This window comes from Acinetobacter sp. UBA3106, assembly GCA_002365595.1.
GTDB lineage: Bacteria > Pseudomonadota > Gammaproteobacteria > Pseudomonadales > Moraxellaceae > Acinetobacter.
Map to the genome: position 1 here is coordinate 39,775 of DFAM01000015.1, position 21,875 is coordinate 61,649.

Annotated in this window: 19 protein-coding genes and 2 tRNA genes; 12 read left to right on the top strand and 9 right to left on the bottom strand. The window is 43.2% G+C overall.

The window, feature by feature from the left end:
• The coding region (locus B4C48_RS06925) for a PLP-dependent transferase (RefSeq protein ID WP_291354898.1) at positions 1-182 on the bottom strand (182 nt) is incomplete at its 3' end.
• A 310-nt stretch (positions 183-492) separates the two neighbouring features.
• On the opposite strand from B4C48_RS06925, the gene ettA reads away from it, so the two are divergent.
• Positions 493-2,154 carry an energy-dependent translational throttle protein EttA gene (ettA, locus tag B4C48_RS06930; RefSeq protein WP_291354899.1) on the top strand — a complete coding sequence of 554 codons (1,662 nt, stop codon included), beginning with the start codon at positions 493-495 and terminating at the stop codon, positions 2,152-2,154.
• A 49-nt stretch (positions 2,155-2,203) separates the two neighbouring features.
• Here ettA and B4C48_RS06935 read toward each other — a convergent pair whose 3' ends face one another.
• Positions 2,204-2,623, bottom strand: a complete 420-nt coding sequence (locus B4C48_RS06935; RefSeq protein WP_291354901.1) for a tetratricopeptide repeat protein — start codon at positions 2,621-2,623, stop codon at positions 2,204-2,206.
• A gap of 309 nt (positions 2,624-2,932) precedes the next feature.
• Here B4C48_RS06935 and B4C48_RS06940 point away from each other — a divergent pair, with 309 nt between their 5' ends.
• Positions 2,933-3,889 carry a cation diffusion facilitator family transporter gene (locus tag B4C48_RS06940; protein WP_291354903.1) on the top strand — a complete coding sequence of 319 codons (957 nt, stop codon included), beginning with the start codon at positions 2,933-2,935 and terminating at the stop codon, positions 3,887-3,889.
• Between the two features lie 24 nt (positions 3,890-3,913).
• Here the strand turns inward: B4C48_RS06940 and B4C48_RS06945 are convergent, their stop codons facing one another.
• The 5 genes from B4C48_RS06945 to B4C48_RS06965 all read right to left on the bottom strand — a co-directional run bounded on the left by B4C48_RS06945 (position 3,914) and on the right by B4C48_RS06965 (position 6,605).
• A complete protein-coding gene (locus tag B4C48_RS06945) occupies positions 3,914-4,255 on the bottom strand; it encodes a hypothetical protein (protein ID WP_291354905.1) in 342 nt (113 codons plus the stop codon).
• 166 nt (positions 4,256-4,421) lie between these two features.
• Positions 4,422-4,497 (bottom strand) — tRNA-Glu (locus B4C48_RS06950).
• A gap of 32 nt (positions 4,498-4,529) precedes the next feature.
• Positions 4,530-4,605: transfer RNA gene (locus B4C48_RS06955), tRNA-Ala, on the bottom strand.
• Positions 4,606-4,662: 57 nt separating this feature from the next.
• Entirely contained in the window at positions 4,663-6,171 is a 1,509-nt protein-coding gene (gltX, locus tag B4C48_RS06960; RefSeq protein ID WP_291354907.1) for a glutamate--tRNA ligase, read from the bottom strand.
• 131 nt (positions 6,172-6,302) lie between these two features.
• A complete protein-coding gene (locus tag B4C48_RS06965) occupies positions 6,303-6,605 on the bottom strand; it encodes a hypothetical protein (protein WP_291354908.1) in 303 nt (100 codons plus the stop codon).
• Positions 6,606-6,977: 372 nt separating this feature from the next.
• Between B4C48_RS06965 and B4C48_RS06970 the strand changes: the two genes are divergently transcribed.
• The gene (locus tag B4C48_RS06970; protein ID WP_291354910.1) at positions 6,978-7,979 is read left to right on the top strand and encodes a sulfate ABC transporter substrate-binding protein; all 1,002 of its coding nucleotides are present in this window, start codon (positions 6,978-6,980) and stop codon (positions 7,977-7,979) included.
• Between the two features lie 239 nt (positions 7,980-8,218).
• Positions 8,219-9,238 carry a sulfate ABC transporter substrate-binding protein gene (locus tag B4C48_RS06975; protein ID WP_291354912.1) on the top strand — a complete coding sequence of 340 codons (1,020 nt, stop codon included), beginning with the start codon at positions 8,219-8,221 and terminating at the stop codon, positions 9,236-9,238.
• Between the two features lie 91 nt (positions 9,239-9,329).
• Here the strand turns inward: B4C48_RS06975 and B4C48_RS06980 are convergent, their stop codons facing one another.
• Positions 9,330-9,668, bottom strand: a complete 339-nt coding sequence (locus B4C48_RS06980; RefSeq protein ID WP_291354914.1) for a hypothetical protein — start codon at positions 9,666-9,668, stop codon at positions 9,330-9,332.
• Between the two features lie 293 nt (positions 9,669-9,961).
• Between B4C48_RS06980 and rsmH the strand changes: the two genes are divergently transcribed.
• The 7 genes from rsmH to B4C48_RS07015 all read left to right on the top strand — a co-directional run bounded on the left by rsmH (position 9,962) and on the right by B4C48_RS07015 (position 17,998).
• Positions 9,962-10,885, top strand: a complete 924-nt coding sequence (gene rsmH, locus B4C48_RS06985; RefSeq protein ID WP_291354916.1) for a 16S rRNA (cytosine(1402)-N(4))-methyltransferase RsmH — start codon at positions 9,962-9,964, stop codon at positions 10,883-10,885.
• Positions 10,885-11,217, top strand: a complete 333-nt coding sequence (gene ftsL, locus B4C48_RS06990) for a cell division protein FtsL (protein WP_291354919.1) — start codon at positions 10,885-10,887, stop codon at positions 11,215-11,217. The genes rsmH and ftsL overlap by 1 nt, the downstream gene beginning before the upstream one ends.
• A gap of 13 nt (positions 11,218-11,230) precedes the next feature.
• On the top strand, positions 11,231-13,057 hold the full coding sequence (gene ftsI, locus B4C48_RS06995; protein WP_291354921.1) for a penicillin-binding protein PBP3: 1,827 nt from the start codon (positions 11,231-11,233) through the stop codon (positions 13,055-13,057).
• 10 nt (positions 13,058-13,067) lie between these two features.
• On the top strand, positions 13,068-14,564 hold the full coding sequence (locus B4C48_RS07000; protein WP_291354923.1) for a UDP-N-acetylmuramoyl-L-alanyl-D-glutamate--2,6-diaminopimelate ligase: 1,497 nt from the start codon (positions 13,068-13,070) through the stop codon (positions 14,562-14,564).
• Between the two features lie 9 nt (positions 14,565-14,573).
• A complete protein-coding gene (locus tag B4C48_RS07005; protein WP_291354924.1) occupies positions 14,574-15,983 on the top strand; it encodes a UDP-N-acetylmuramoyl-tripeptide--D-alanyl-D-alanine ligase in 1,410 nt (469 codons plus the stop codon).
• Positions 15,983-17,101 (top strand): phospho-N-acetylmuramoyl-pentapeptide-transferase, encoded by a 1,119-nt coding sequence (mraY, locus tag B4C48_RS07010; RefSeq protein ID WP_291354925.1) that lies wholly within the window; start codon positions 15,983-15,985, stop codon positions 17,099-17,101. Before B4C48_RS07005 ends, mraY begins: the two co-directional genes overlap by 1 nt.
• A gap of 81 nt (positions 17,102-17,182) precedes the next feature.
• Positions 17,183-17,998, top strand: a complete 816-nt coding sequence (locus B4C48_RS07015; protein ID WP_291354926.1) for a putative RNA methyltransferase — start codon at positions 17,183-17,185, stop codon at positions 17,996-17,998.
• A 39-nt stretch (positions 17,999-18,037) separates the two neighbouring features.
• Here B4C48_RS07015 and ponA read toward each other — a convergent pair whose 3' ends face one another.
• The gene (gene ponA / locus B4C48_RS07020; protein ID WP_291354928.1) at positions 18,038-20,566 is read right to left on the bottom strand and encodes a penicillin-binding protein PBP1a; all 2,529 of its coding nucleotides are present in this window, start codon (positions 20,564-20,566) and stop codon (positions 18,038-18,040) included.
• A gap of 165 nt (positions 20,567-20,731) precedes the next feature.
• Here ponA and B4C48_RS07025 point away from each other — a divergent pair, with 165 nt between their 5' ends.
• Positions 20,732-21,793, top strand: a complete 1,062-nt coding sequence (locus tag B4C48_RS07025; RefSeq protein WP_291354930.1) for a pilus assembly protein PilM — start codon at positions 20,732-20,734, stop codon at positions 21,791-21,793.
• The last annotated feature ends 82 nt before the right edge of the window (positions 21,794-21,875 follow it).

The following is a 21,875-nucleotide window of genomic DNA, read 5'->3' on the forward strand; positions in this document are numbered from 1 at the left end:
GTCGGGTTCATAATCCGGGTATAGATATTGCCCTGAATCTTTAAATCGAATAAATCAGCCCCATGTTGAGTATTGTCAAAGGCATAAGATGTGGTTTGGTAAATCGGCACAGCCACTGCTTTTGTTGTCGGTTCTGGGCTATATCCGGCATGAATAGCCAGTGTTTCATCTTTATAAGTCATGTTTACGTCATCTGCGTGAGTTAGTTTTAATCAATATAGCATTTATGAATATGAATAAAATGGCATATTTATAGAATAAAATATCTTATTTATTTATAAGGTTAAAATTTTTTAAGCAAAACTTGCTCAACATTAAGTCCGCAAGATCGCGTTTAAAAAACAAACGGCGACTGAGTTGTAACAATCTATTGAAGATGAAAGCTATGCCTTATTTTTTTGCCGCTTTCATCGTATAATGCCCGCCAAATATTTGTTCGCATACTGCTTTGGTTAGAGTGCGAATGTTGCTTTTTCTATAGAGGAGTCCTACGTGGCCCAATATATTTACACGATGAACCGTGTGTCTAAGATGGTACCGCCTAAACGCGAAATCTTAAAAGACATCTCTTTATCATTCTTTCCAGGCGCAAAAATTGGTGTGCTTGGTTTAAACGGTGCAGGTAAATCTACCTTGCTTCGTATTATGGCTGGCGTAGATAAAGATTTCTCAGGTGAAGCGCGTGCGCAACCGGGTATTAAAATCGGCTACCTTGAGCAAGAACCACCTTTAGATGATACCAAAGACGTTCGTGGTAACGTTGAAGATGGTTTGCGTGAACCGCTTGATGCTTTGGCGCGTCTGGACGAAGTCTTTGCTGAATATGCAGCTGAAGATGCTGATTTCGATGCACTTGCAAAAGAACAAGAGAAGCTGGAAGCAATCATCCATTCTTGGGATGCGCATAATCTGACTAACCAGATGGATCAGGCGGCTGCTGCATTAAACCTGCCAGCTTGGGATGCAGATGTATCTAAGCTTTCAGGTGGTGAACGCCGTCGTGTAGCACTTTGCCGTTTACTTCTGTCTAAACCAGACATGTTGCTTCTCGATGAACCGACGAACCATTTAGATGCTTCATCAGTATCTTGGTTGGAACGTTTCTTGAAAGACTTCCCGGGTACCATCGTAGCGATTACGCATGACCGTTACTTCCTGGATAATGTTGCGGAATGGATTCTTGAGCTTGACCGTGGTATGGGTATTCCATATCAAGGTAACTATTCTTCTTGGCTTGAGCAGAAAAATGCCCGTTTAGAGCAAGAGAACAAGCAAGAAGAATCTTTTGCTAAAGCATTGAAGAAAGAACTTGAATGGGTTCGTTCAAATGCCAAAGGTCAGCAAAAGAAAAATAAAGCGCGTATGGAGCGTTTTGAAGAGCTTAACTCACGCGAATTCCAACAGCGTAACGAAACTTCTGAAATCTACATTCCACCTGGTCCACGCCTAGGCAACAAGGTTGTAGAAGTGGAAGGCATCAGCAAATCGTTTGGTGATCGTACCCTGTATAAAGATTTAAGCTTCACAGTACCACCTGCTGCAATTGTCGGTATTGTGGGTGAGAACGGTGCAGGTAAAACCACGCTATTCCGTATGATGACTGGCGAACAGCAACCAGATACCGGTACAGTAACACTGGGTGAATCGGTTAAAGTGGCTTATGTTGGTCAGATCCGTGACACCCTGGACAACAATAAAACCGTTTGGGAAGAAGTGTCTGGCGGCCTAGATATTTTGAAGATTGGCGATTACGAAATTGCGTCTCGTGCGTATATCGGTCGCTTTAACTTCAAAGGTCAAGATCAGCAAAAACGCGTAGGTCAATTGTCAGGTGGTGAGCGTAACCGTTTACAACTTGCGAAAATCCTGCAAATGGGCGCAAACGTCATCTTGCTCGATGAACCATCGAATGACTTGGATATCGAAACCTTGCGTGCACTTGAAGATGCCATTCTGGTATTCCCAGGCACTGTGATGGTGATCTCGCATGACCGTTGGTTCCTGGACCGTATTGCAACGCACATTTTGTCATTTGAAGGTGAAACACCTGAATTCTTCACCGGTAACTATACTGAGTTTGAAGAATACCGTCGCAAACGTGATGGTGATGACCTTGTAGCGAAGCGTCAAAAATATCGCAAAATCGGTAGTTAATCCCTGATTTGGATGTGAAAAAAACCAGCCTACGGGCTGGTTTTTTGATTTAAAATGCAATTTGAGAATAACTGTATAGTAAAGTCTTTTTTGCTTCCGGGTGACCTTGTTTGGCTGCTTTTTCTAGCCATTCTTGAGCGTGAGTGTAATTTTTATCTAAACCTAAGTCACCATTCAAATAACATAGGCCGAGTTTATACTGAGAATCGCAATGTCCTTTTAATGCTGCGCTTAGAAAGTTCCACATAGCATTACGTTTATCTTGAGTTGCAGGGTCGTTTTCTGATGTAGGGTGATTGGCATGCAGACGTTCAAATATTTGACTATGTTCGAGCGCTAACTTCTCATAATATTGGGCTTGTACATAGTGTAACTGCACCTCGGAAATAGGATTTTGTCTGGCTTGCATTTGAGCACCCAGTCGAGGTAACCAAGTATAAATAATCTGTTTTATTTTCTGTAAGATCATATTCATTACCTCCGGATTAAATGCTATTTATCCAATATTTTTAATGTATATCCTTTTTTAAAATTAGGTATTCTTTATTTGTAATTTGATTTTTCATTTGATATTCACTCTGTATTAATTGTTAATAAATTATTGTTTTTGTGTCTTTTTAATCTCAGGGAACAAGCGATAGAAAAGCAATGAGCCTATTTAAGGCTAATGTCCTTAATCATTGAATTGCAACAATAGTGTCATGTTATTGGCTATAACTGTATTGTTATGCTGAATTATTACACCGAAAATCAAAAAAATAGAGTAGTAGGGGGAGATATGTCTGAACATCATGGACATGATCATAGTCATGCGGTGGTAACGGAAGGGAATGCCAAAAAGCTGACCTTTGCTTTAGCACTCACTTGCATTTTTCTTATTATTGAAGTCATTGCGGGTTTTATTACGCAAAGTCTTGCATTGCTTTCTGATGCAGCCCACATGTTTACCGATGCTGCAGCTTTAGCGATTGCCTTGGTAGCGATCAAAATTGGCAAAATGCCGGCCGATGATAAGCGAACTTTTGGTTATCAGCGTTTTGAAATTCTGGCGGCCCTGTTTAATGCCTCGATGCTATTTATTGTGGCGATGTATATTCTGTTCGAGGCATATCAGCGTTTTAGTCATCCACCTGAAATTCAAAGTATGGGAATGCTGATAGTTGCGGTGATTGGCTTAATCATTAACCTGATTTCTATGCAGATTTTATTTTCCAGCTCAACAGAAAGCCTGAATGTGAAAGGGGCTTATCTGGAAGTTTTAAGTGATGCGGTAGGTTCGATTGGGGTGATTATTGGGGCTGCAATCATCTATTTTACTGGCTGGATGTGGGTGGATACCCTTATTGCAGTGCTGATTGGTTTTTGGGTTTTGCCTAGAACCTGGATTTTGCTGAAACAGAGTATCAACATCCTGCTCGAAGGGGTGCCAGAAGAAATTGATATTGAGCAGTTGCGTAATGATCTTTTGGGCTTGCAGGATGTGGAAAGCATCCATCAACTCAAGGTCTGGGCTATTACTTCCAAGAATATTCACCTGACTGTACATCTTTATGCACCTCAGGCAGATCATAATCTGTTATATCAGCAAGCTCTGGAGATGTTGAGCCATCAACATGGCATTCGGGAAATAACGTTACAGATTGAAGATTATGAATGTGGGGTACATTCATCTGGTCATCGCCATGATGATCATGATCCACACTCACATCATCAGCAAGATTCACATCAGCACTGAAGCTGATGTGAAATAAGAGCTTTTTTAGATTTCCCATTCGTGATTGCATTCACGACATTTCCATTTCTTTTGTGATTGCATAAAGCCTTGCATGGAAATTTTAAAATCAGGCAGGTCGCGGTAAAACAGGAAGCCGGCAATGATACAGATAATAAAGACCACCACAGTTGCAGTTTGCAGGGTAGAGCCTGCACCATCGCCAAAAATCCACATCGCAATGCTAATTAAAACCAACAGCAATAAAATAAATACTGCTGGAATAAGAAAGACAAGGCTTTTAGGAACTACAGGTCGTACTGCAGGGCTACCGGCTTGAGCGACAGGCATAATTTTAGGGCTTTGGCATTTGGGGCAACGGTATTGCATTACAACTCCATAATTTTAATCTATCGCTTATTTTAATCAGAATGACGCAGAAAGCAAAAACAGCGCAAATAAAAGTTGAGAAAAAATTGAGGCAATAAAAAACCCAAGTCGCAATGCTTGGGTTTTTTATAAAATCAGCATAAATATATTATGCTGATCTTGAATATGGCGTCCCTACGGGGATTCGAACCCCGGTTACCGCCGTGAAAGGGCGATGTCCTAGGCCTCTAGACGATAGGGACAATTGAGGCAACACAGGTAAAACAGCAAACTTTGGTGGAGTCAAGGAGGATCGAACTCCTGACCTCTACAATGCCATTGTAGCGCTCTACCAACTGAGCTATGACCCCAGTTTGTGTGAGCGCAATATTAGGGCTATTGCGCTTACACGTCAACTATAAAATCAATTATGCTTGATCAACTGCATCATTTTTCGGCAATTTTAAGCTTTCATTGAGTTTTTCCCAAGCTTTTGCTTCTTTTTTGCTCGGACCACCGACAATTTCCAGTGCATGACGTAAACGCGCGAAGGTTAAGTCAGGACCAATCGTCACCATCGACTGCATCACTGGAGTTGAACTGGTTGAACCGGCAATGGCAATAAAGAAAGTCGGCATGAAGTCACGAAGTTTCACTTCCATCTGGTTGGCCAAGTCCATTAAGGTTTGGCTTACCGTGTCATTGTTCCAGGTGAACAGACTTTCCAGGCGCCAAATGGCAAACTGCAAGCTTTGACGAACCTGTTCTTCGGACAGTTTTTTGCTTTCAAACTGTTCTTTGCTGATGCTTGGGAACTGATTGAAATAAAAACCGGCCCAATTTACTGCTTCAGACAACAAGTTGATCCGTGGCTGAATGGCAGCAGCAATATCTTCTAAAGTTTGACGATCTGCTTTCCATGCCAAAAGCGTATTTAACAATTCAGCAGGAGAGAGCGCTTTAATCCATTGGCCATTCAGCCAGTTGAGTTTTTCAACATCAAAGATTGGACCGCCCAGGGATACACGTTTAATGTCGAAATGCTCAATCATTTCAGCCAAAGTGAATTTTTCACGTTCATCTGGCATTGACCAGCCCATACGGCCTAAATAGTTCAACAAGGCTTCCGGTAACACACCAATGTCTTTGTAGTAATTGATAGAGGTTGGGTTCTTACGCTTAGACAGTTTTGATTTGTCCGGGTTACGTAATAGAGGCATGTGGCAAAGCACAGGCATGTCCCAGCCAAAGTATTGGTAAAGCAACTGGTGTTTCGGTGCTGATGGAATCCATTCTTCACCACGAATTACGTGGGTGATTTGCATCAGATGGTCATCGACCACGTTTGCCAGGTGGTAAGTTGGCAAGCCATCGGTTTTCAGCAGAATTTGCATGTCCACTTGTGCCCAAGGAATTTCCACTTCACCACGCAGCATGTCGTCGAACTTACAGCTACCTTCAGTCGGTACTTTCATGCGGATGACGTGGGGTTCGCCAGCAGCTAAACGACGTTCAACTTCATCCTGAGACAACAATAAACCACGGCCGTCATAACGAGGCGTTTCACCACGGGCTTGCTGTTCTGCACGCATTTGATCGAGCTCTTCAGCAGTTGCGAAGCAGTAGAATGCGTGGCCTTTTTCAACCAGTTCCAAAGCATATTGTTTATAGATGCCCATACGTTCAGACTGACGGTAAGGCGCATGTGGACCACCCACATCTGGACCTTCTGACCAATTCAAGCCTAACCAGCGCAATGAATCTAAAATCATTTTTTCAGATTCGGGGGTTGAGCGCAGTTGGTCAGTATCTTCAATACGAAGAATAAATTCACCGCCGTGCTGTTTAGCAAAACATAAGTTAAACAAGGCAATATAAGCAGTGCCTACATGTGGAAAGCCGGTAGGAGAAGGCGCAATACGAGTACGGACAGTCATAACCAATATTTTTCAGAATGTGAATGGGGGCTATTATAACGAAAAAGCCTAATCACTTAATGTTAAATTCAACATTGAAATGATTAGGCTAGATGGGAAGCTCTTAAAGGGGCAAGAGGTTCACTGTTAAATTAAGAGTTGTTTTGTGGAAAAAATACTTGCAGAAAACGGCTAAATTTCTGGTTTTGAGCGGCAAAGAAGCTTTGAGTCGGTGCAACTTTAATTTCGGTCAGTATCTTTAAGTCGTTATCGGCACGTAAAGTATTGTCACCTTGTTTTTGCTGTTGCAAGGCTTTTTCAATCAATGAAGATTTTTCAGCGCTTAACATGACTTTGGATTCAGTACCTTTAATCGCAGCTGCGTGTCCCAGCTGAGCCATAAATCCTAAAGTTAAGCTTAAGCTTAAAGCTTGTATAATTGCGGTATAGCGCATTTCCACATCCCCCTTCTGGTGCTGGAATTTTATATATTGTTTTAATCCGATGAGTGATTAGCATTTAACCACACAAAAAAATACAAAAGTAGAACTACATCACACTTTATTACAAAATAATAAAAAACCTATAAAGATTTTGCACTTTGTATCAAAAAAGTATGGAGAAAACATGGAGGATGATTAAAAACAATAAGTTGCAGATTCACTGTGAAGACTTTTAGTGTAAAAAGTGCATTTTAAAGCATTTTTATGGATATCTCTAAAATCGATTTTCAATCAATAAAATATTATAAGTTTATGATTGTTAAAAATATTTATGATTTATATAGTGACTTCATTATTAAATAACAGTGAAATAGAGTGTTACACATGAAAAAAATAATCGCATCGATACTTTTGGCATTGCTTGGGGGTTTTAGCACACAGAGCTTCGCCGCGAAAGATTTTCTGAATGTCTCTTATGATCCGACTCGTGAGTTTTATCAGGAATATAATCAGGCCTTTGGTGCCTACTGGAAGCAGCGTACCGGACAGGACATCAATTTTAAGCAATCTCATGGTGGATCAGGCAAGCAGGCGCGTTCCGTAATTGATGGTTTGCAAGCTGATATCGTCACTTTGGCGCTCGCCAACGATATTGACGAAATTGTAAATGCCGGCCTGATTCATAAAAACTGGCAAAAGCAATTTCCAAACAATTCTGCTCCTTATACCTCGACCGTGGTTTTTTTGGTACGCAAGGGAAATCCTAAAAATATTAAGGACTGGAACGATTTAACCAAGCCGGGCGTGGAGATCATTACGCCAAATCCGAAAACGGGTGGTGCACCTCGCTGGATTTACCTGTCAGCATGGGGCTACGCGTTAAAACAGCCGGGCGGGAATGATGCCAAAGCACGTGAGCTGGTGAAAAAACTTTATGGCAATGTCAAAGTACTGGACTCCGGTGCGCGCGGTTCTTTAACCACTTTTGCTGAACGTGGTATTGGCGATGTACTGTTGTCTTGGGAAAATGAGGCCTTGCTGGCGACTCAAGGACTAGGTAAAGACAAATATCAGATTGTCTATCCTTCTATTTCAATTCTGGCTGAGCCATCTGTGGCGATTGTCGATAAAAATGTCGATAAGAACGGCAATCGTAATTTGGCCAAAGGTTATCTCAACTATTTATATTCGCCTAAGGGCCAGGAGCTGGCAGCCCAGTATTTCTTCCGTCCGCGTAATTCGCAAGCAGCAGCAAAATATGCGGCACAATTTCCAAAAATCAAACTGTTCACTATTGGAGATGTGTTTGGTGGATGGTCCAAGGCACAGAAAACCCATTTTGTGAATGGAGCTATTTTTGATCAGATTTATACTGAGAAAAATTAAGTTTCATTTTCTATAAAGAAGCAAAAAACGGATAATTTATTATCCGTTTTTTTCATATCTAATTCAGAAAACAGTATATATAAGGAATAAGTAAACTGTTCGAGTGATTCTTGAATAAAAACATAAATTTAAACAAATGGTGCAAATATTGTGTTGAATTACCAGCAGTTTAATTTATTGCGATTTATGACTTTATTTCATATATTTAGCATTAATGAAGATAATTGATCTGTATTGCAATGAAAACTCAATTTAAAGCGTTATTCAGTGCAGCATTGCTGGCTACCGGCATGGCTTTTACTACAACTTCTGCTCAGGCGGCAGAGCGTGAATTTTTAAATGTATCTTATGATGCAACGCGTGAATTCTATGAAGAATTCAACAAATCTTTTGGTGCTTACTGGAAAGAACGTACCGGTCGTACTGTCAATTTTAAACAGTCTCATGGCGGTTCAGGTAAGCAGGCGCGTGCTGTAGTGGATGGCTTAAAAGCTGATGTGGTGACTTTGGCTCTGGCCAACGACATTGAAGAAATTGTTAAGTCAGGTCAAATCCAACCGGGCTGGCAAAAAGAATTCCCGCATAACTCTGCACCTTATACCTCAACCATCGTATTTATGGTGCGTAAAGGCAATCCAAAACACATTAAAGACTGGTCAGATTTAACCAAACCGGGCGTACAGATTATTACCCCGAACCCGAAAACAGGCGGTTTACCACGTTGGGTATACTTATCGGCTTGGGGTTATGCACTGAAACAACCGGGTGGTAATGATGCCAAAGCCAAAGACTTCGTTGGTAAGATGTACCACAACGTTAAAGTGATGGACTCGGCTGCGCGTGCTTCAATGACCACTTTCGCGGAACGGGGTATTGGTGATGTGTTGTTGACCTGGGAAAATGAAGCCTTGGTGACTCAAAAAAGCTTGGGTAAAAACAAGTTTGATATTATCTATCCGTCGATGTCTATCTTAACTGAACCATCGGTTGCCATTGTGGATAAAAACGTAGATAAAGATGGCAACAAGTGGTTAGCTAAAGGTTATATCAACTACTTGTACTCACCATTGGGTCAGGACATGGCGGCAAAATATTTCTACCGTCCACGTAACCCTGAAGTGTTAGCTAAGTATTCTGCACAATTTCCAAAGATTAAAACATTTACTATTGATGAAGTTTTTGGTGGCTGGGCAAAAGCACAACAGACTCACTTTGTGAATGGTGCGACTTTCGACCAGATTTATAACACCCGTAAATAATCAGTTGATCTGTCATTAAAAAGCCAATCCATTGTGATTGGCTTTTTTATTTTGAACTGAATCTGGGCTGAAAAGTTATGCACTTTATTTTTTACTGATTAAGTAAATCTCGACAGGTTTGATAGTCGGCTTTTGCCCGAGTCTGCTGCTCAGGTGTTAATTTTAAATAATCATCAACCATATGCTGAGTATAGTTTTGATAAAATTTCGGCTTGTGATAGGCATAACTTGGCGTGCTATTGCCATAAGTGAACTTGACCTGTTCAAACAATTCATTGGCTGTGAAAACAGCCGGATTATGACGGATCACATTACATAAGGTGGCCTGATGAACGGCTTTTTCATCTTTATTGGGTGTAATGATGCATAGATAAATCAAGCTCATTACGGCAAAGCAAATGCCAGTAATGAATAACGGTAATTTTGTCATAAATAAAGCGCAGATCTTGAAGCTCGATCCAAGAAACCAGGTAAGAAAAATTCCCTTTCGCTGCTGATCGGTTAAAGTGGGAGATAGCAGATTTTAACAGATAATAAATACAGGCATTGGGTTTTTAAAATAAGATAAATTCAGCGCAAAGATCACATAAAACCTGCTGAAAGACAGTTAAAAACGGTTTTCTCTATGAAAAGTAATATTTCCCTACAAAAAGTCGTTTGGAGCTTTATCAAAACAAGGTAATAATGTGCAGTTACATTTTTCCTAGTATTGATTGAACCCTTATGTCGCATATTTCTGTATTACTTCACGAAACTGTTGATGCCTTATTGGCAGATCGCAATACAGGAATTTACGTCGATGGTACTTTCGGTCGTGGCGGTCATACCCGTTTATTGCTGTCTAAATTGGATGAAAATGCACGTGTTTACGCTTTTGATAAAGATCCACAAGCGTTGGAAACCGCGGCGCAATTAGAACAGGAAGATTCACGCTTTAAAATTATTCATGCCAGTTTTGCCGATTTAAAACAGGAACTGGAAGCGTTGGGTATCGACAAGGTTGATGGTGTGATGGCGGATTTAGGGGTGTCATCTCCACAGCTGGATCAGGCAGAACGTGGCTTTAGCTTTATGAAAGATGGTCCGCTGGATATGCGTATGGACAATTCGCAAGGTCCAACGGCAGCCGAGTGGCTGGTGGATATTGAAGAAGAAGCTTTGGCGAATATTATTTTCCAGTATGGTGAAGAGCGTTACAGTCGCCGTATTGCCAAAGCCATTAAAGCTGCGGGTTATATTGAAACTACGGCTCAACTGGCAGAGATCGTAAAGGTTGCCCATCCGAAATGGGAAAAAAATAAACATGCGGCAACCCGAACTTTTCAGGCCATCCGTATTGCCATTAATAAAGAATTAGATGATATTGAAGCTTTCTTGCCGCAAGCAGTGGATGTGCTTAAAGCAGAAGGTCGTCTGGCAGTGATCAGTTTCCACTCATTAGAAGATCGATTAATTAAACAATTTATTCAAAAAGAATCGACTTTAGCGGAAGATACCAGTTGGGGTATGCCACAAGAACGGGAAGATACCCGTCGTTTAAAGAAAATTTCCCGAGTTCGTGCCAGTGAAACAGAGGTCAAAGCCAACCCTCGTTCTCGTAGTGCATGGCTTAGAGTTGCAGAGCGCTTAGCTTCAAAAGGCGAATAATGAAAACTGAAGTTGTTGAAAAGAAAACCGACAAAAAACCGATGAAAAAAACCATCAGTTATATTGTTTTGCTGCTGCTGGTCTTTCTTAGCGCGCTGATGGTGGTGTTTCAGGTATTTGAATATCGTCATGATTATCGCGAATTAAGCTCATTTATGCGGGAAAGGGATGATCTGAATGCAGAGTGGGGGCGTTTGCTGATTGAGCAGCAAACCTTTGGTGCGACTGCACAAATTGGCACGCGTGCTGTAACCCAATTGCGCATGTATTCGCCCCCTGCAGCACAGACGGTTGTAATTTCTTTACCAATGACTCCAGAAGATAAAAAATAAGGCTAGCTGTAATATGGTGGACAATAGAACAAAGCAGGCAACACGCAAAAAGCAGCAGCCGATTACCGAAAAAACCGCCCTTAGCGTAGATATGTGGCGTTTTTATCTGATGTGGAGTGTAGTTTTACTGTGCTTTTTGGCTTTGGTGGGCCGTGCATTTTATGTGCAGGTCATCAACAAGGACTTTTTGCAAAACAAGGCCAATGCCAATATTTTAAGAACGGAAAAAATCAAGGCGATGCGTGGCGTGATCTATGACCGTCATGGTGTGCCTTTGGCGATTAGTACACCGGTCATGAAGGTGGTGATTGATCCGCGTGATTATTTTGAAACCAAAAAACAGTTTGATGAAATTACTGCCGAACTGGCCAAAGATCCGAATAACCGCAAACTGAAACGTCAGTTGCCGGATAAAAACCTGAATCTGGATGAACTTGCCGATGCGGTGGGGATGGATCGTGCCGAGCTGAAAAAGAAAATGAACGATAAACCTCGTTCACGTTATCTGGTGCTGCAAAAAGAAATTCCACCTCAGCAAGCTGAACTAATCGCGAAACGTGAGTTCCAGGGTGTTTATACCGAGAAAAACTATAAGCGTTACTATCCGCAGCCGCAGCCGAATGCCCAGATTATTGGTTTGACCAATAGTGAAGGCGTGGGGATTGAAGGTCTGGAGATGCAGCTGAATAAGGCTTTGTCTGGTCATGATGGCGAACAGCAGATTGTGCGTGATAAAAAAGGCAACCGTTTTAAAGATCCTGAAATTATTAAAGAAGTTGAAGCCGGGGAAAATATCACCTTAAGTATTGATTCGCGTCTGCAATATATTCTGTACCGTGAGTTGACTGCGGCAGGGGTGGCGAATAATGCCCGTTCTGCAACTGCCATTGCTGTAGATGTAAAAACCGGTGAAATTTTGGCCATGACCAGCTGGCCCTCTTATAACCCGAACGATAAAAAAAGTCTGTCCAATAAAGATGCCATGCGTAACCGCGGTGCCGTGGACTCGTTTGAGCCGGGTTCGACCATGAAACCGCTGACTGTGGCGATGGCGCTGGAAAGTGGCAAATATACCGCAAACTCTATCGTCAATACCTCGCCGGGTAGTATGCGCATTGGTAATCATACCATCCGTGATACCCATAATTATGGCGTACTGACTTTAGGTGGAATCATCCAGAAATCTTCCAACGTAGGTGTGGCAAAAATTGCCTTGTCGTTGCCTTATGCAACCTTGCCTACTTTCTATAAACGTGTAGGTATGGGACAGCGTTCTGCGGTCAAATTCCCGGGTGAAAGTGCGGGTTTGATTTTGCCGCCAAGCAAATGGAATGTCTCGGAAGTCGGTACCATGGCCTATGGTTATGGTCTGAATGCGACGGTACTGCAAATTGCCGATGCCTATGCCATGATTGCCAATAAAGGCGTGAAGGTGCCTTTAAGCCTGTATAAGCTGGAACAGCCACCGAAGGGTGAGCAAATTGTCGATGCCAAAATTGCCGAACAGGTTTTGCTGATGATGGAAGCGGTAACTTTACCGGGTGGTACAGCACAGCAGGCGAATATTCCGGGTTATCGTGTGGCAGGTAAGACCGGTACGGCACATAAATTACGTGCAGACCGTAAGGGTTATTCCGATAGTGAATATCGTGCGCTGTTTGCCGGTATGGCACCCGTCAGTGATCCGCGTTTGGCGATGGTCATTGTGGTGGAAAATCCGAAAGGACAATATTACGGCGGTTTGGTGGCAGCCCCTGTATTTGCACGGGTAATGCAAGAATCCTTGCGTCTGATGAACGTGCCTTTAGATAAACCTTTAGATACTCCCAAAATCCAGTAACAGGTGATGAATGTCCATTACATTTCAAGATCTCTACAGTACTGAGAAAACCACTGGATGGATGAGCAAGCCATTCGGTGGCTTTAGTCTAGATAGTCGTAAAGTTGAAACAGGGCAAATTTTTATTGCCCTGACTGGTTTTTCTCAGCCTGAAAAAACGCTGCAATTTGCCCAATCGGCTTTGGCACGTGGTGCCTTGGCAGTGGTCAGCGAAACTGATCTGGGCCTGGAAAATAGTATTGTGGTCGCAAATGTCCGTCATGTGATGGGCCAGTGGCAAAAGCAGTATTTACAAGCGACCCAAGCTGTAAATGCCGCGCGCATTATTGCAGTGACTGGAACCAACGGTAAGACCACTATTTCACGCTTAATTGCTGAACTGCTGATGTTGCAAGGCAAGAAATGCGCCGTGATGGGAACCACCGGGAACGGTATTTTACCGAATCTGGAAGCCTCTTCGCATACCACTCTCGATGCCTTGCAGCTACAAAATGCATTACATGGCTATGCCCAGCAGGCTGCTGAATTTGCCGCGATTGAAGCCAGTTCACATGGTCTGGAACAAGGTCGTTTGAATGGCTGCGATATCGAAATTGCAGCGTATAGTAACTTGAGTCGTGATCATCTGGATTATCACGGGACGCTTGAAGCCTATGCAGAAGCGAAGTCGCGATTATTTAAATTTTCCAGCTTGAAAGTGTCGATTATCAATATTGATGATGAGCATGCGCAGGTCATGATTGAGGCTGCACAATCAAATCCAGCCCAACCGAAAATCCTCACTTACTCAACCACTCAAAAAGCTGACTATCAAGTTGAAAATATTCAATATAGTTTAAACGGCGCCTACTTTAAAATGATCACTGCAGAGGGTGAATTTGAAGTCAACAGTCCGTTGCTGGGCCATTTCAATGTGGAAAATCTTGTCGCAAGTCTGATTGCTGCAGAGCAGGCTGGCTTTAAGCTAAGCGATTTAATTGCAGTTGCACCTCAACTGAAAGGTGCGCCGGGTCGTATGCAGGTGATCCGTGATGGCGAGCGCCTGTTTGTAGTGGATTATGCGCATACACCTGATGCCTTGATTCAAGTCTTGCAAACCCTGAAACGCCATGTATCCAAAGATTTATGGGCGGTGTTTGGTTGTGGCGGTGACCGTGATCGCGGCAAGCGTCCGCTGATGACTCAAGCTGCCTTGGATCATGCCGATGTTGCATTGATTACCTCAGACAATCCACGTACTGAAAATCCTGAACAGATTTTTGCCGACATGAAAGCCGGAATTGATTTTTCAGCGCATCGCGTGCATGAAATTCATGACCGCCGTGAAGCGATTAAATTTGCAGTCAAACAGGCTCAGGCAGGTGATATTGTGGTGATTGCCGGTAAGGGCCATGAAAACTATCAGGAAATTGATGGCGTACGTCATTGGTTTGATGATGTGGTTGAAGTGCAGTCCGCGATCGACGCCCAGCATCACACACCAGATTCAGCTTATCCTGCGCAATAGGAAACGATCATGCATACATCAACTACCAGTACAGTACCTTTAGAGCCGTGGACGGCCGCACAACTGGCTGAAGCTACTCAAGGTTACTGGTTGAATGAGAACGTGCCTCAAGGCGAAATCAAACGAATTTTGACCGATTCACGTTTTGCGGAAAAAGGCGATGCTTTTCTTGCCCTGCAAGGTGAGCGTTTCGATGCGCATGACTTTGTTGCCCAAGTGGCAGGCAATGGCTGTGAAATCGCGATAGTCAGTCATCCGGTGGATGCAGATATCTGTCAGCTTGTGGTTGCCGATACCCGATTGGCATTGGGGCAGCTTGGGGCTTATCGCCGTGCGCAAAATTCACAGCTGAAAGTGATTGCCCTGACTGGCAGTAGCGGTAAAACCACCACCAAGGAAATGCTCGGCAGTATTTTGTCGCGTTTAGCTCCAACTTTGATTACCCGTGGCAACCTGAATAATGATTTGGGTGTGCCGATGATGTTGCTCGAGCTGCGTGCTGAGCACCAATATGCTGTGATGGAACTGGGTGCCAGTCATCAAGGTGAAATTGATTACACCTCGAATCTGGTGCAACCGCATGTCGCCGGGATTATCAATATTGGTACTGCGCATTTAGGTGAGTTTGGCGGACGCGATGGCATCTGCCGGGCAAAATCGGAAATTTATCGTCATATTGATAAAGCAGGCACCTCAATTGTTCCTGCAGCAGATGATTTTGCAGATACGATTCGCCAAGCGGTGCAAACCGAGAAGGTTTTGAGCTTTGGACCAGGCGGCGATGTTTTTGCAACAGACATCGAATTGCAGGCACAATCTTCCCGCTTTACGTTAAATACCCCGCAAGGTGTGCGTCAGGTGAATTTACCATTTGCCGGTGAACACAATGTGCAAAATGCCACTGCCGCAACTGCTTTTGCACTGGCTATTGGTGTTGCGCTGGATGATATTGTGACCGGTCTGGAGCAGGCGAAAGGTGCCAAAGGTCGCTTGAATTTTATTCAGGCAAAAAACCATTTATTTATTGATGATACTTACAATGCCAATCCGACCTCCATGCGCGCTGCAGCCGAAGTGCTGGCGCAGCAGGAAGGCATCAAAGTGATGGTGATTGGTGATATTGGCGAATTAGGCGCAAGTGCTGCACAGCAACACTATATGCTGGGTCGTGATCTGGTTTCAGTACCAGGTGTTCACTTTGTCGTTGCCGTGGGTGAATTCGCTCCCGCCACCCAAGAAGGCGCGCGCAGTACCCAGTATGGCAAAAAAATGCAGGCCTTCCTGACCCAAGCACAGGCCCTTCCTTTCTTATTTAGTTTAATTGAAACACATCAACCTCAATCCATGAGTTTCCTGTTTAAAGGTTCTCGTTATACCCACATGGAAACATTGATGGCTGATTTGATGGAGAAACTTTAATGCTGTTATGGTTATTTGAACACCTGGCTGGCTACAATAGCTCGTTCGGCGTGATCCGTTATTTAACATTACGTGCGCTGCTCAGTGTCTTAACCGCATTGACCATTGGACTGGTTTTGGGTCCGGTGATGATCCGTAAGCTGCAAGCCTTAAAATACGGGCAGGCAGTGAGTTCCTTTGCTCCTGAAAATCATGCCAAAAAAATGGGTACCCCAACCATGGGCGGGATTCTGGTCTTGCTGTCGATTGGGATATCAACCTTGCTTTGGGCAGATTTATCCAATCCCTATGTCTGGATTGTAATGGGCGTAATGGTGATTTTTGGTGCTGTCGGCTGGGCGGATGACTGGATCAAGGTACGTTATAAAGACAATGCCGGTCTGCCTGCACGGAAAAAATTCTTTTGGACTTCAGTAGCTTCTTTGGGTGCCGGTATCGCACTGTATGTGATTGCGACCCAGCAGGCCAATCCTGTACATACAGCCAATATGCTGGATTTGCTGCTTCCGTTCTTTAAAAATTTCTCCATTCCATTATCTGCTATTCCTTTAGGGATTGGTTTTATTGTCTTTACCTATCTGGTCATTAACGGTGCATCTAATGCGGTGAACCTGACCGATGGTCTGGATGGTTTGGCGATTATGCCGATCGTACTGGTAGCTGCAGGTTTAGGCGTATTTGCTTATCTGGCTGGTGATATCCGTTTTGCAAACTACCTGCATATTCCTTATGTAAAATATTCTTCTGAACTGGTGGTGATCTGTGCGGCGATGATTGGTGCCGGCTTAGCTTTCCTTTGGTATAACGCCCATCCTGCCCAAGTGTTTATGGGGGATGTCGGAGCCTTATCTTTAGGTGCTATGCTCGGTACGATTGCAGTTATGGTTCGTCAGGAAATCGTATTTGCGATTATGGGCGGGGTCTTTGTGGTTGAAGCCATTTCTGTATTCCTGCAAATCGGTTCACTACGGATGCGCAATAAGCGTGTATTCCTAATGGCGCCGTTGCATCATCATTATGAGAAAAAAGGCTGGCGTGAAACCCAGGTCGTGATCCGTTTCTGGATTATTACGATTATGCTGGTGGTATTGGGTTTAATGACCTTAAAATTACGTTAAGCAAATCTTTGTAAAAGAGCCGGCATTTGCTCCCACATTTGCCGGCTCTTTTTATTGCACTTTTAGGTTCTGGAGAAAAGAATGAATCTGCTGATGTGTCCTGTATGTCGTGAGGCATTGCACCTGAACGAGAAAACCTGGCGCTGTGCAAATCAGCATAGTTATGATGTGGCCAAGCAGGGCTATGTCAATCTGCATGTGGTACAACACAAGCATAGTAAACAACCGGGTGATACGCCTGAATCGGTACAAGCCCGTCGCGCATTTTTAAGTGCCGGTTTTTATGCACCTTTACAGCAGGCCGTGGTCAAAAAAATTCGTGAATTACGCATTGAAAATCTGCTCGATATTGGATGTGGGGAAGGTTATTACACCGATGCCATGCAGGCTGAAGTATTGCAATGTATTGGCGTGGATATTGCTAAAAATGCAGTTCAGGTGGCAGCAAAACTCAATAAAAACGTCACTTGGGTAGTGGGGACGGGAGCGACCTTGCCTGTACTAGATCATTCTATTAATTTATGCACCAGTTTGTTTAGTCCGATTCCTAAAGATGAAATTTTACGGGTGTTAAAGCCAGAAGCTTATTTTATGGTGGTGACTCCCGCACCGGAACATCTTTATGCCATGCGTGAAGCACTTTTTGAGGAGGTGAATCCGCATGAACCACATAAGTTTGTGACACAATTGGAAGATGTTTTTGAGCTGGTGGAGGAAAGTGTGGTGGATGCTCCATTTACCTTATCACAAGCGGATTTAAAAAATCTGATTGCCATGACCCCTTATGCTTATAAAGCCAAGCCAGAGCGACGTCAGGCATTAGAACAACTCGAACAATTCGAGTTAAAAGCACAGTTCCAGATTTATTTATTTAAAAAGAAAGCTTCAAAGAAATAAATGCATTAAAAAGCCCTCAGTTGAGGGCTTTTTATTATGCTATTCAAATACATCAATCAGATTATCCAGAGCATCCGGTTTATTATTTTGTTTTTGCATGTCGGGTGGATTGGCATTATCCGGAACCAGGATTTCTTCTCCAGGTAAATCGTCAAAGTCACGTTCTGGTGCCCGTACTGGCGCCACAGGTGCCGGACGGTACAATGGACGGGCCAAAGGCGGTGATGAGCGGTCAGCCGAGACAGATTCGCCTACAGTGATGGTCTGGTTACGATTTGCTGGTGCTTTGGCATTTTTGTCAAAATGTACCCAGGCTGCCGGAGTGCCTTTTAAGGCATTGCCCATAAAGTTGGTCCAGATTGGCAATGCGGCAACCCCCCCATATTCACGACGACCCAATGTAGTCGGTTGGTCAAAACCGACCCAGGCTACAGTCACCAGTTTGCCATTAAAGCCGGCAAACCAGGCATCTTTAGCATCATTGGTGGTACCTGTTTTACCGCCAATATCATCACGACCAATTCTGAGTGCGGCGCGTCCGGTACCATGCTGGATCACATCACGCAGAATATTGGCCATGTCATAGGCAGAGCTTGATTTTAAGACACGCTGTGCTTGACGGTACTGGCTTTTGGCTTCATCCAGTTCGAGTTTAGCCAGTTCCTTTTCTTCTCGCAGCGTTTGATTGGTGACGTGAATCACTTCATCATCGGGTGTCAGCGGCTCTGCAGATTCAATTTCTTCATCATTTTGGTTGATGCAGGAAATACACGCATAATCCGGATTGCTTTGATAAATCACTTTGCCATAAGCATCTTCAATACGGTCGATAAAATGCGGCTGAATACGGTAACCACCATTGGCAAATGTGGCATAGCCTGTGGCCATTTGAATCGGAAGAACTTGGGGTGTACCTAAGGCAATAGTGTAATTTCGCGGGATCTGATTTTCATGTAAACCAAAATCCATTAATAACTGTCGGGTACGCTCAATGCCCACGGTTTGTAGCAGGCGAACCGACACTGTATTGCGGGATAAATACAGGGCGCGACGTAAGGGAATCATGCCAAGATAACGGCCATCTGAGTTTTTCGGTGACCATTTTCCAATCGTGATCGGACTGTCATTAACCATACTATATGGGGTCATGCCACGCTCAAGCGCCAACGCATAAACAAAGGGCTTGATGGTAGAACCTGGCTGACGCCAACCTTGCAAGGCACGGTTGAATTTGGACTGATAAAAATTATAGCCACCGACAATGGCTTCAATTGCGCCATTGTTGGGGTTTAATGCAATAAGCTGGCCTTGTGCTTTAGGAATTTGTACCAGCGCCCAAGAGGTTTTATTCTCATTCGGACGTAATCGAATAATATCGTTTACTTTAACAATTTGTGAAGCTGTACGCGGAGCAGGGCCAACGCTATTGGCATTTCTATAGGGAGATGCCCAAGACATGCCTGACCATGGAACAGTCACGCTAGAACCATCTTGCATCAAGGCTTCAAAAGAATTTTTATCGACTTTAGTTACTTTAGCGGGATAGGTATTGGCATAGGCCATGAATTCAGAAAGCGGTTTGTTATGAGCTTCAGCGCCTCTCCAGCCATGTCGGCGGTCATAGGCTTCCAGACCTTCCTGTACAGACTGTTCTGCGAAAGCCTGACGCTGGCTATTAATCGTGGTATAGACTTTATAACCAGAATCAATTGCTTGTTCACCAAACTTTTCTACCAATTCTGAACGTACCATTTCACCGACATAGGGGTATTTATTATTGATGCCACGGTCTGGCATATCGAGATTAACCGGTTCGGCAATGGCTTGTTTATACTGGGTTTGATTGATATAACCTAACTGCAACATGCGGCCAAGAATCCAGTTACGGCGTTCTAGGGCGCGGGTAGGATTAACTACAGGATTGTATTTTGATGGTGCTTTAGGTAGACCGGAAATCATCGCCATTTGGGCAATACTGAGCTGATCCAGATTTTTGTTGTAGTAAATTTTTGCAGCTGCAGCAATACCATAGGCATTTTTACCCAAGAAAATTTTATTCACATAGAGGGTGAGAATTTCTTCTTTGGTCAGGTTCTGCTCAATTTTACGTGCCAGGAAAATTTCTGTCAGTTTGCGTTTTAGGGTGCGTTCAGGGGTCAAATAATAGTTTTTTGCCACCTGCATGGTAATGGTAGAACCACCGGTTTGTACATTGGAACCGGTAATGGTTTCACTGACCGCACGTCCTAAACCTTTGAAACTAATACCGCTATGTTCAAAGAAGGATGAGTCTTCTGCAGCAAGAAAAGCTGAAATAAAGGGTTTTGGAATCTGTTTGTATTCCACAGGAACGGATAATTTTCCGCCATACTCAGCAATAAGCTCATTATCAGCACTATATACTTGTAATGGTTTTAATAACGGCGCCTTTTTTAAGGTGGTCATTTTAGGTAAGGATGGGGCAATATAGAGATACATGCCATAAAATCCCATCGGAATTGAGACCAAAACTATAATTATGATCAAAAAAAATGGATGAACATGGCCCGAACGTGATAGCTTTTTCATAACAAGTAAGTTTTAATAAGAGCTAATGGCAAACTAATTGGCGGTCAGTATAGCCTTTACCCATACAGATTGTTAGATGAGTTATTGTATCTGTATAAAATTATAGACCAACACTGATTAGTAGGTTACTTTTATTGGGGATAAAAAAATAATAGGAATTATATTGTGCTCAGGTTATATCGTAAGCCAAATAAGGGGTTAGTAGGAGTAGATATTAGTTCTACTTCTGTTAAATTATTAGAACTTTCTGTTAAGAGCGGTAATAGGTATTGGGTTGAAAGCTATGCGCTGGTTCCTCTACCTGAAGGCAGTGTTGTCGAAAAAAATATTCTAAATCCAGAAGCAGTGGGTGATGCGCTAGAGCGAGCGCTCAATCTCGCTAATACTCAATCTACAGCTGCAGCCCTTGCAATCCCAACTTCACTGGTCATTACCAAAACCATTGAAATGGATGCAGATATGACAGACGACGAACGTGAAGTTCAAATCCGTATGGATGCTGAGCAATATATTCCGTTTCCTCTGGACGAAGCCAGTCTAGATTTTGAGGTATTGCCGGATCGTTTAGCCAATCCGAATCGGGTGAATGTGCTTTTGGTGGCAACCCGTCTTGAAAATGTAGAAGCGCGTGCCGAAGTACTTGAGCTAGCTAATCTCACACCAAAAACGGCAGATGTTGAAAGTTTTGCTATCGAAAATGCGTATCAAGTATTTTCCGACACTTTACCTATGGGGGTAAATACGGTCGGGATTTTAGATATTGGTCATACCATGACGACCTTATCAGTCATGCAAAATAATAAAGTGATTTATACGCGCGAGCAGGTGTTTGGCGGTAAACAGCTGACTCAGGAAATTCAAAATCGTTATGGTCTGTCTTTTGAAGAAGCGGGCCGTGCCAAGAAAAGCCGTTCCTTGCCAGATGACTATGATGTTGAAGTTTTAGAACCCTTCCTAGAAGCGGTGGTTCAGCAGGCGGCAAGATCATTGCAGTTCTTCTTCTCATCTTCACAATTTAATGAGATTGACCATATTTTATTGGCTGGGGGGAATGCCAACATTCCAGGACTGGCGAAATTACTACAACAAAAATTGGGTTATCGCGTGACGATTGCCAACCCATTTTTACAAATGGGGTTTTCTCCACAAATCGATATTAAAAAAATAGAGAATGATGCTTCTTCGCTCATGGTGGCATGTGGCTTGGCATTGAGGAGTTTTGATTAATGGCAAGAATTAACTTACTCCCTTGGCGTGATGAGCTAAGAGAGAAACGAAAAAAAGAATTTATAGCAATTTGTATTGGGGC

Coding starts and splice junctions, on each gene's coding strand:
- ftsI (WP_291354921.1), top strand. CDS start 11,231: ATGGTGGACAATAGAACAAAGCAGGCAACACGCAAAAAGCAGCAGCCG.
- B4C48_RS07000 (WP_291354923.1), top strand. CDS start 13,068: ATGTCCATTACATTTCAAGATCTCTACAGTACTGAGAAAACCACTGGA.
- B4C48_RS07015 (WP_291354926.1), top strand. CDS start 17,183: ATGAATCTGCTGATGTGTCCTGTATGTCGTGAGGCATTGCACCTGAAC.
- B4C48_RS06945 (WP_291354905.1), bottom strand. CDS start 4,255: ATGCAATACCGTTGCCCCAAATGCCAAAGCCCTAAAATTATGCCTGTC.
- gltX (WP_291354907.1), bottom strand. CDS start 6,171: ATGACTGTCCGTACTCGTATTGCGCCTTCTCCTACCGGCTTTCCACAT.
- ponA (WP_291354928.1), bottom strand. CDS start 20,566: ATGAAAAAGCTATCACGTTCGGGCCATGTTCATCCATTTTTTTTGATC.
- B4C48_RS06965 (WP_291354908.1), bottom strand. CDS start 6,605: ATGCGCTATACCGCAATTATACAAGCTTTAAGCTTAAGCTTAACTTTA.
- B4C48_RS06940 (WP_291354903.1), top strand. CDS start 2,933: ATGTCTGAACATCATGGACATGATCATAGTCATGCGGTGGTAACGGAA.
- rsmH (WP_291354916.1), top strand. CDS start 9,962: ATGTCGCATATTTCTGTATTACTTCACGAAACTGTTGATGCCTTATTG.
- B4C48_RS07005 (WP_291354924.1), top strand. CDS start 14,574: ATGCATACATCAACTACCAGTACAGTACCTTTAGAGCCGTGGACGGCC.
- B4C48_RS06980 (WP_291354914.1), bottom strand. CDS start 9,668: ATGACAAAATTACCGTTATTCATTACTGGCATTTGCTTTGCCGTAATG.
- mraY (WP_291354925.1), top strand. CDS start 15,983: ATGCTGTTATGGTTATTTGAACACCTGGCTGGCTACAATAGCTCGTTC.
- ftsL (WP_291354919.1), top strand. CDS start 10,885: ATGAAAACTGAAGTTGTTGAAAAGAAAACCGACAAAAAACCGATGAAA.
- B4C48_RS06975 (WP_291354912.1), top strand. CDS start 8,219: ATGAAAACTCAATTTAAAGCGTTATTCAGTGCAGCATTGCTGGCTACC.
- B4C48_RS06935 (WP_291354901.1), bottom strand. CDS start 2,623: ATGATCTTACAGAAAATAAAACAGATTATTTATACTTGGTTACCTCGA.
- B4C48_RS06970 (WP_291354910.1), top strand. CDS start 6,978: ATGAAAAAAATAATCGCATCGATACTTTTGGCATTGCTTGGGGGTTTT.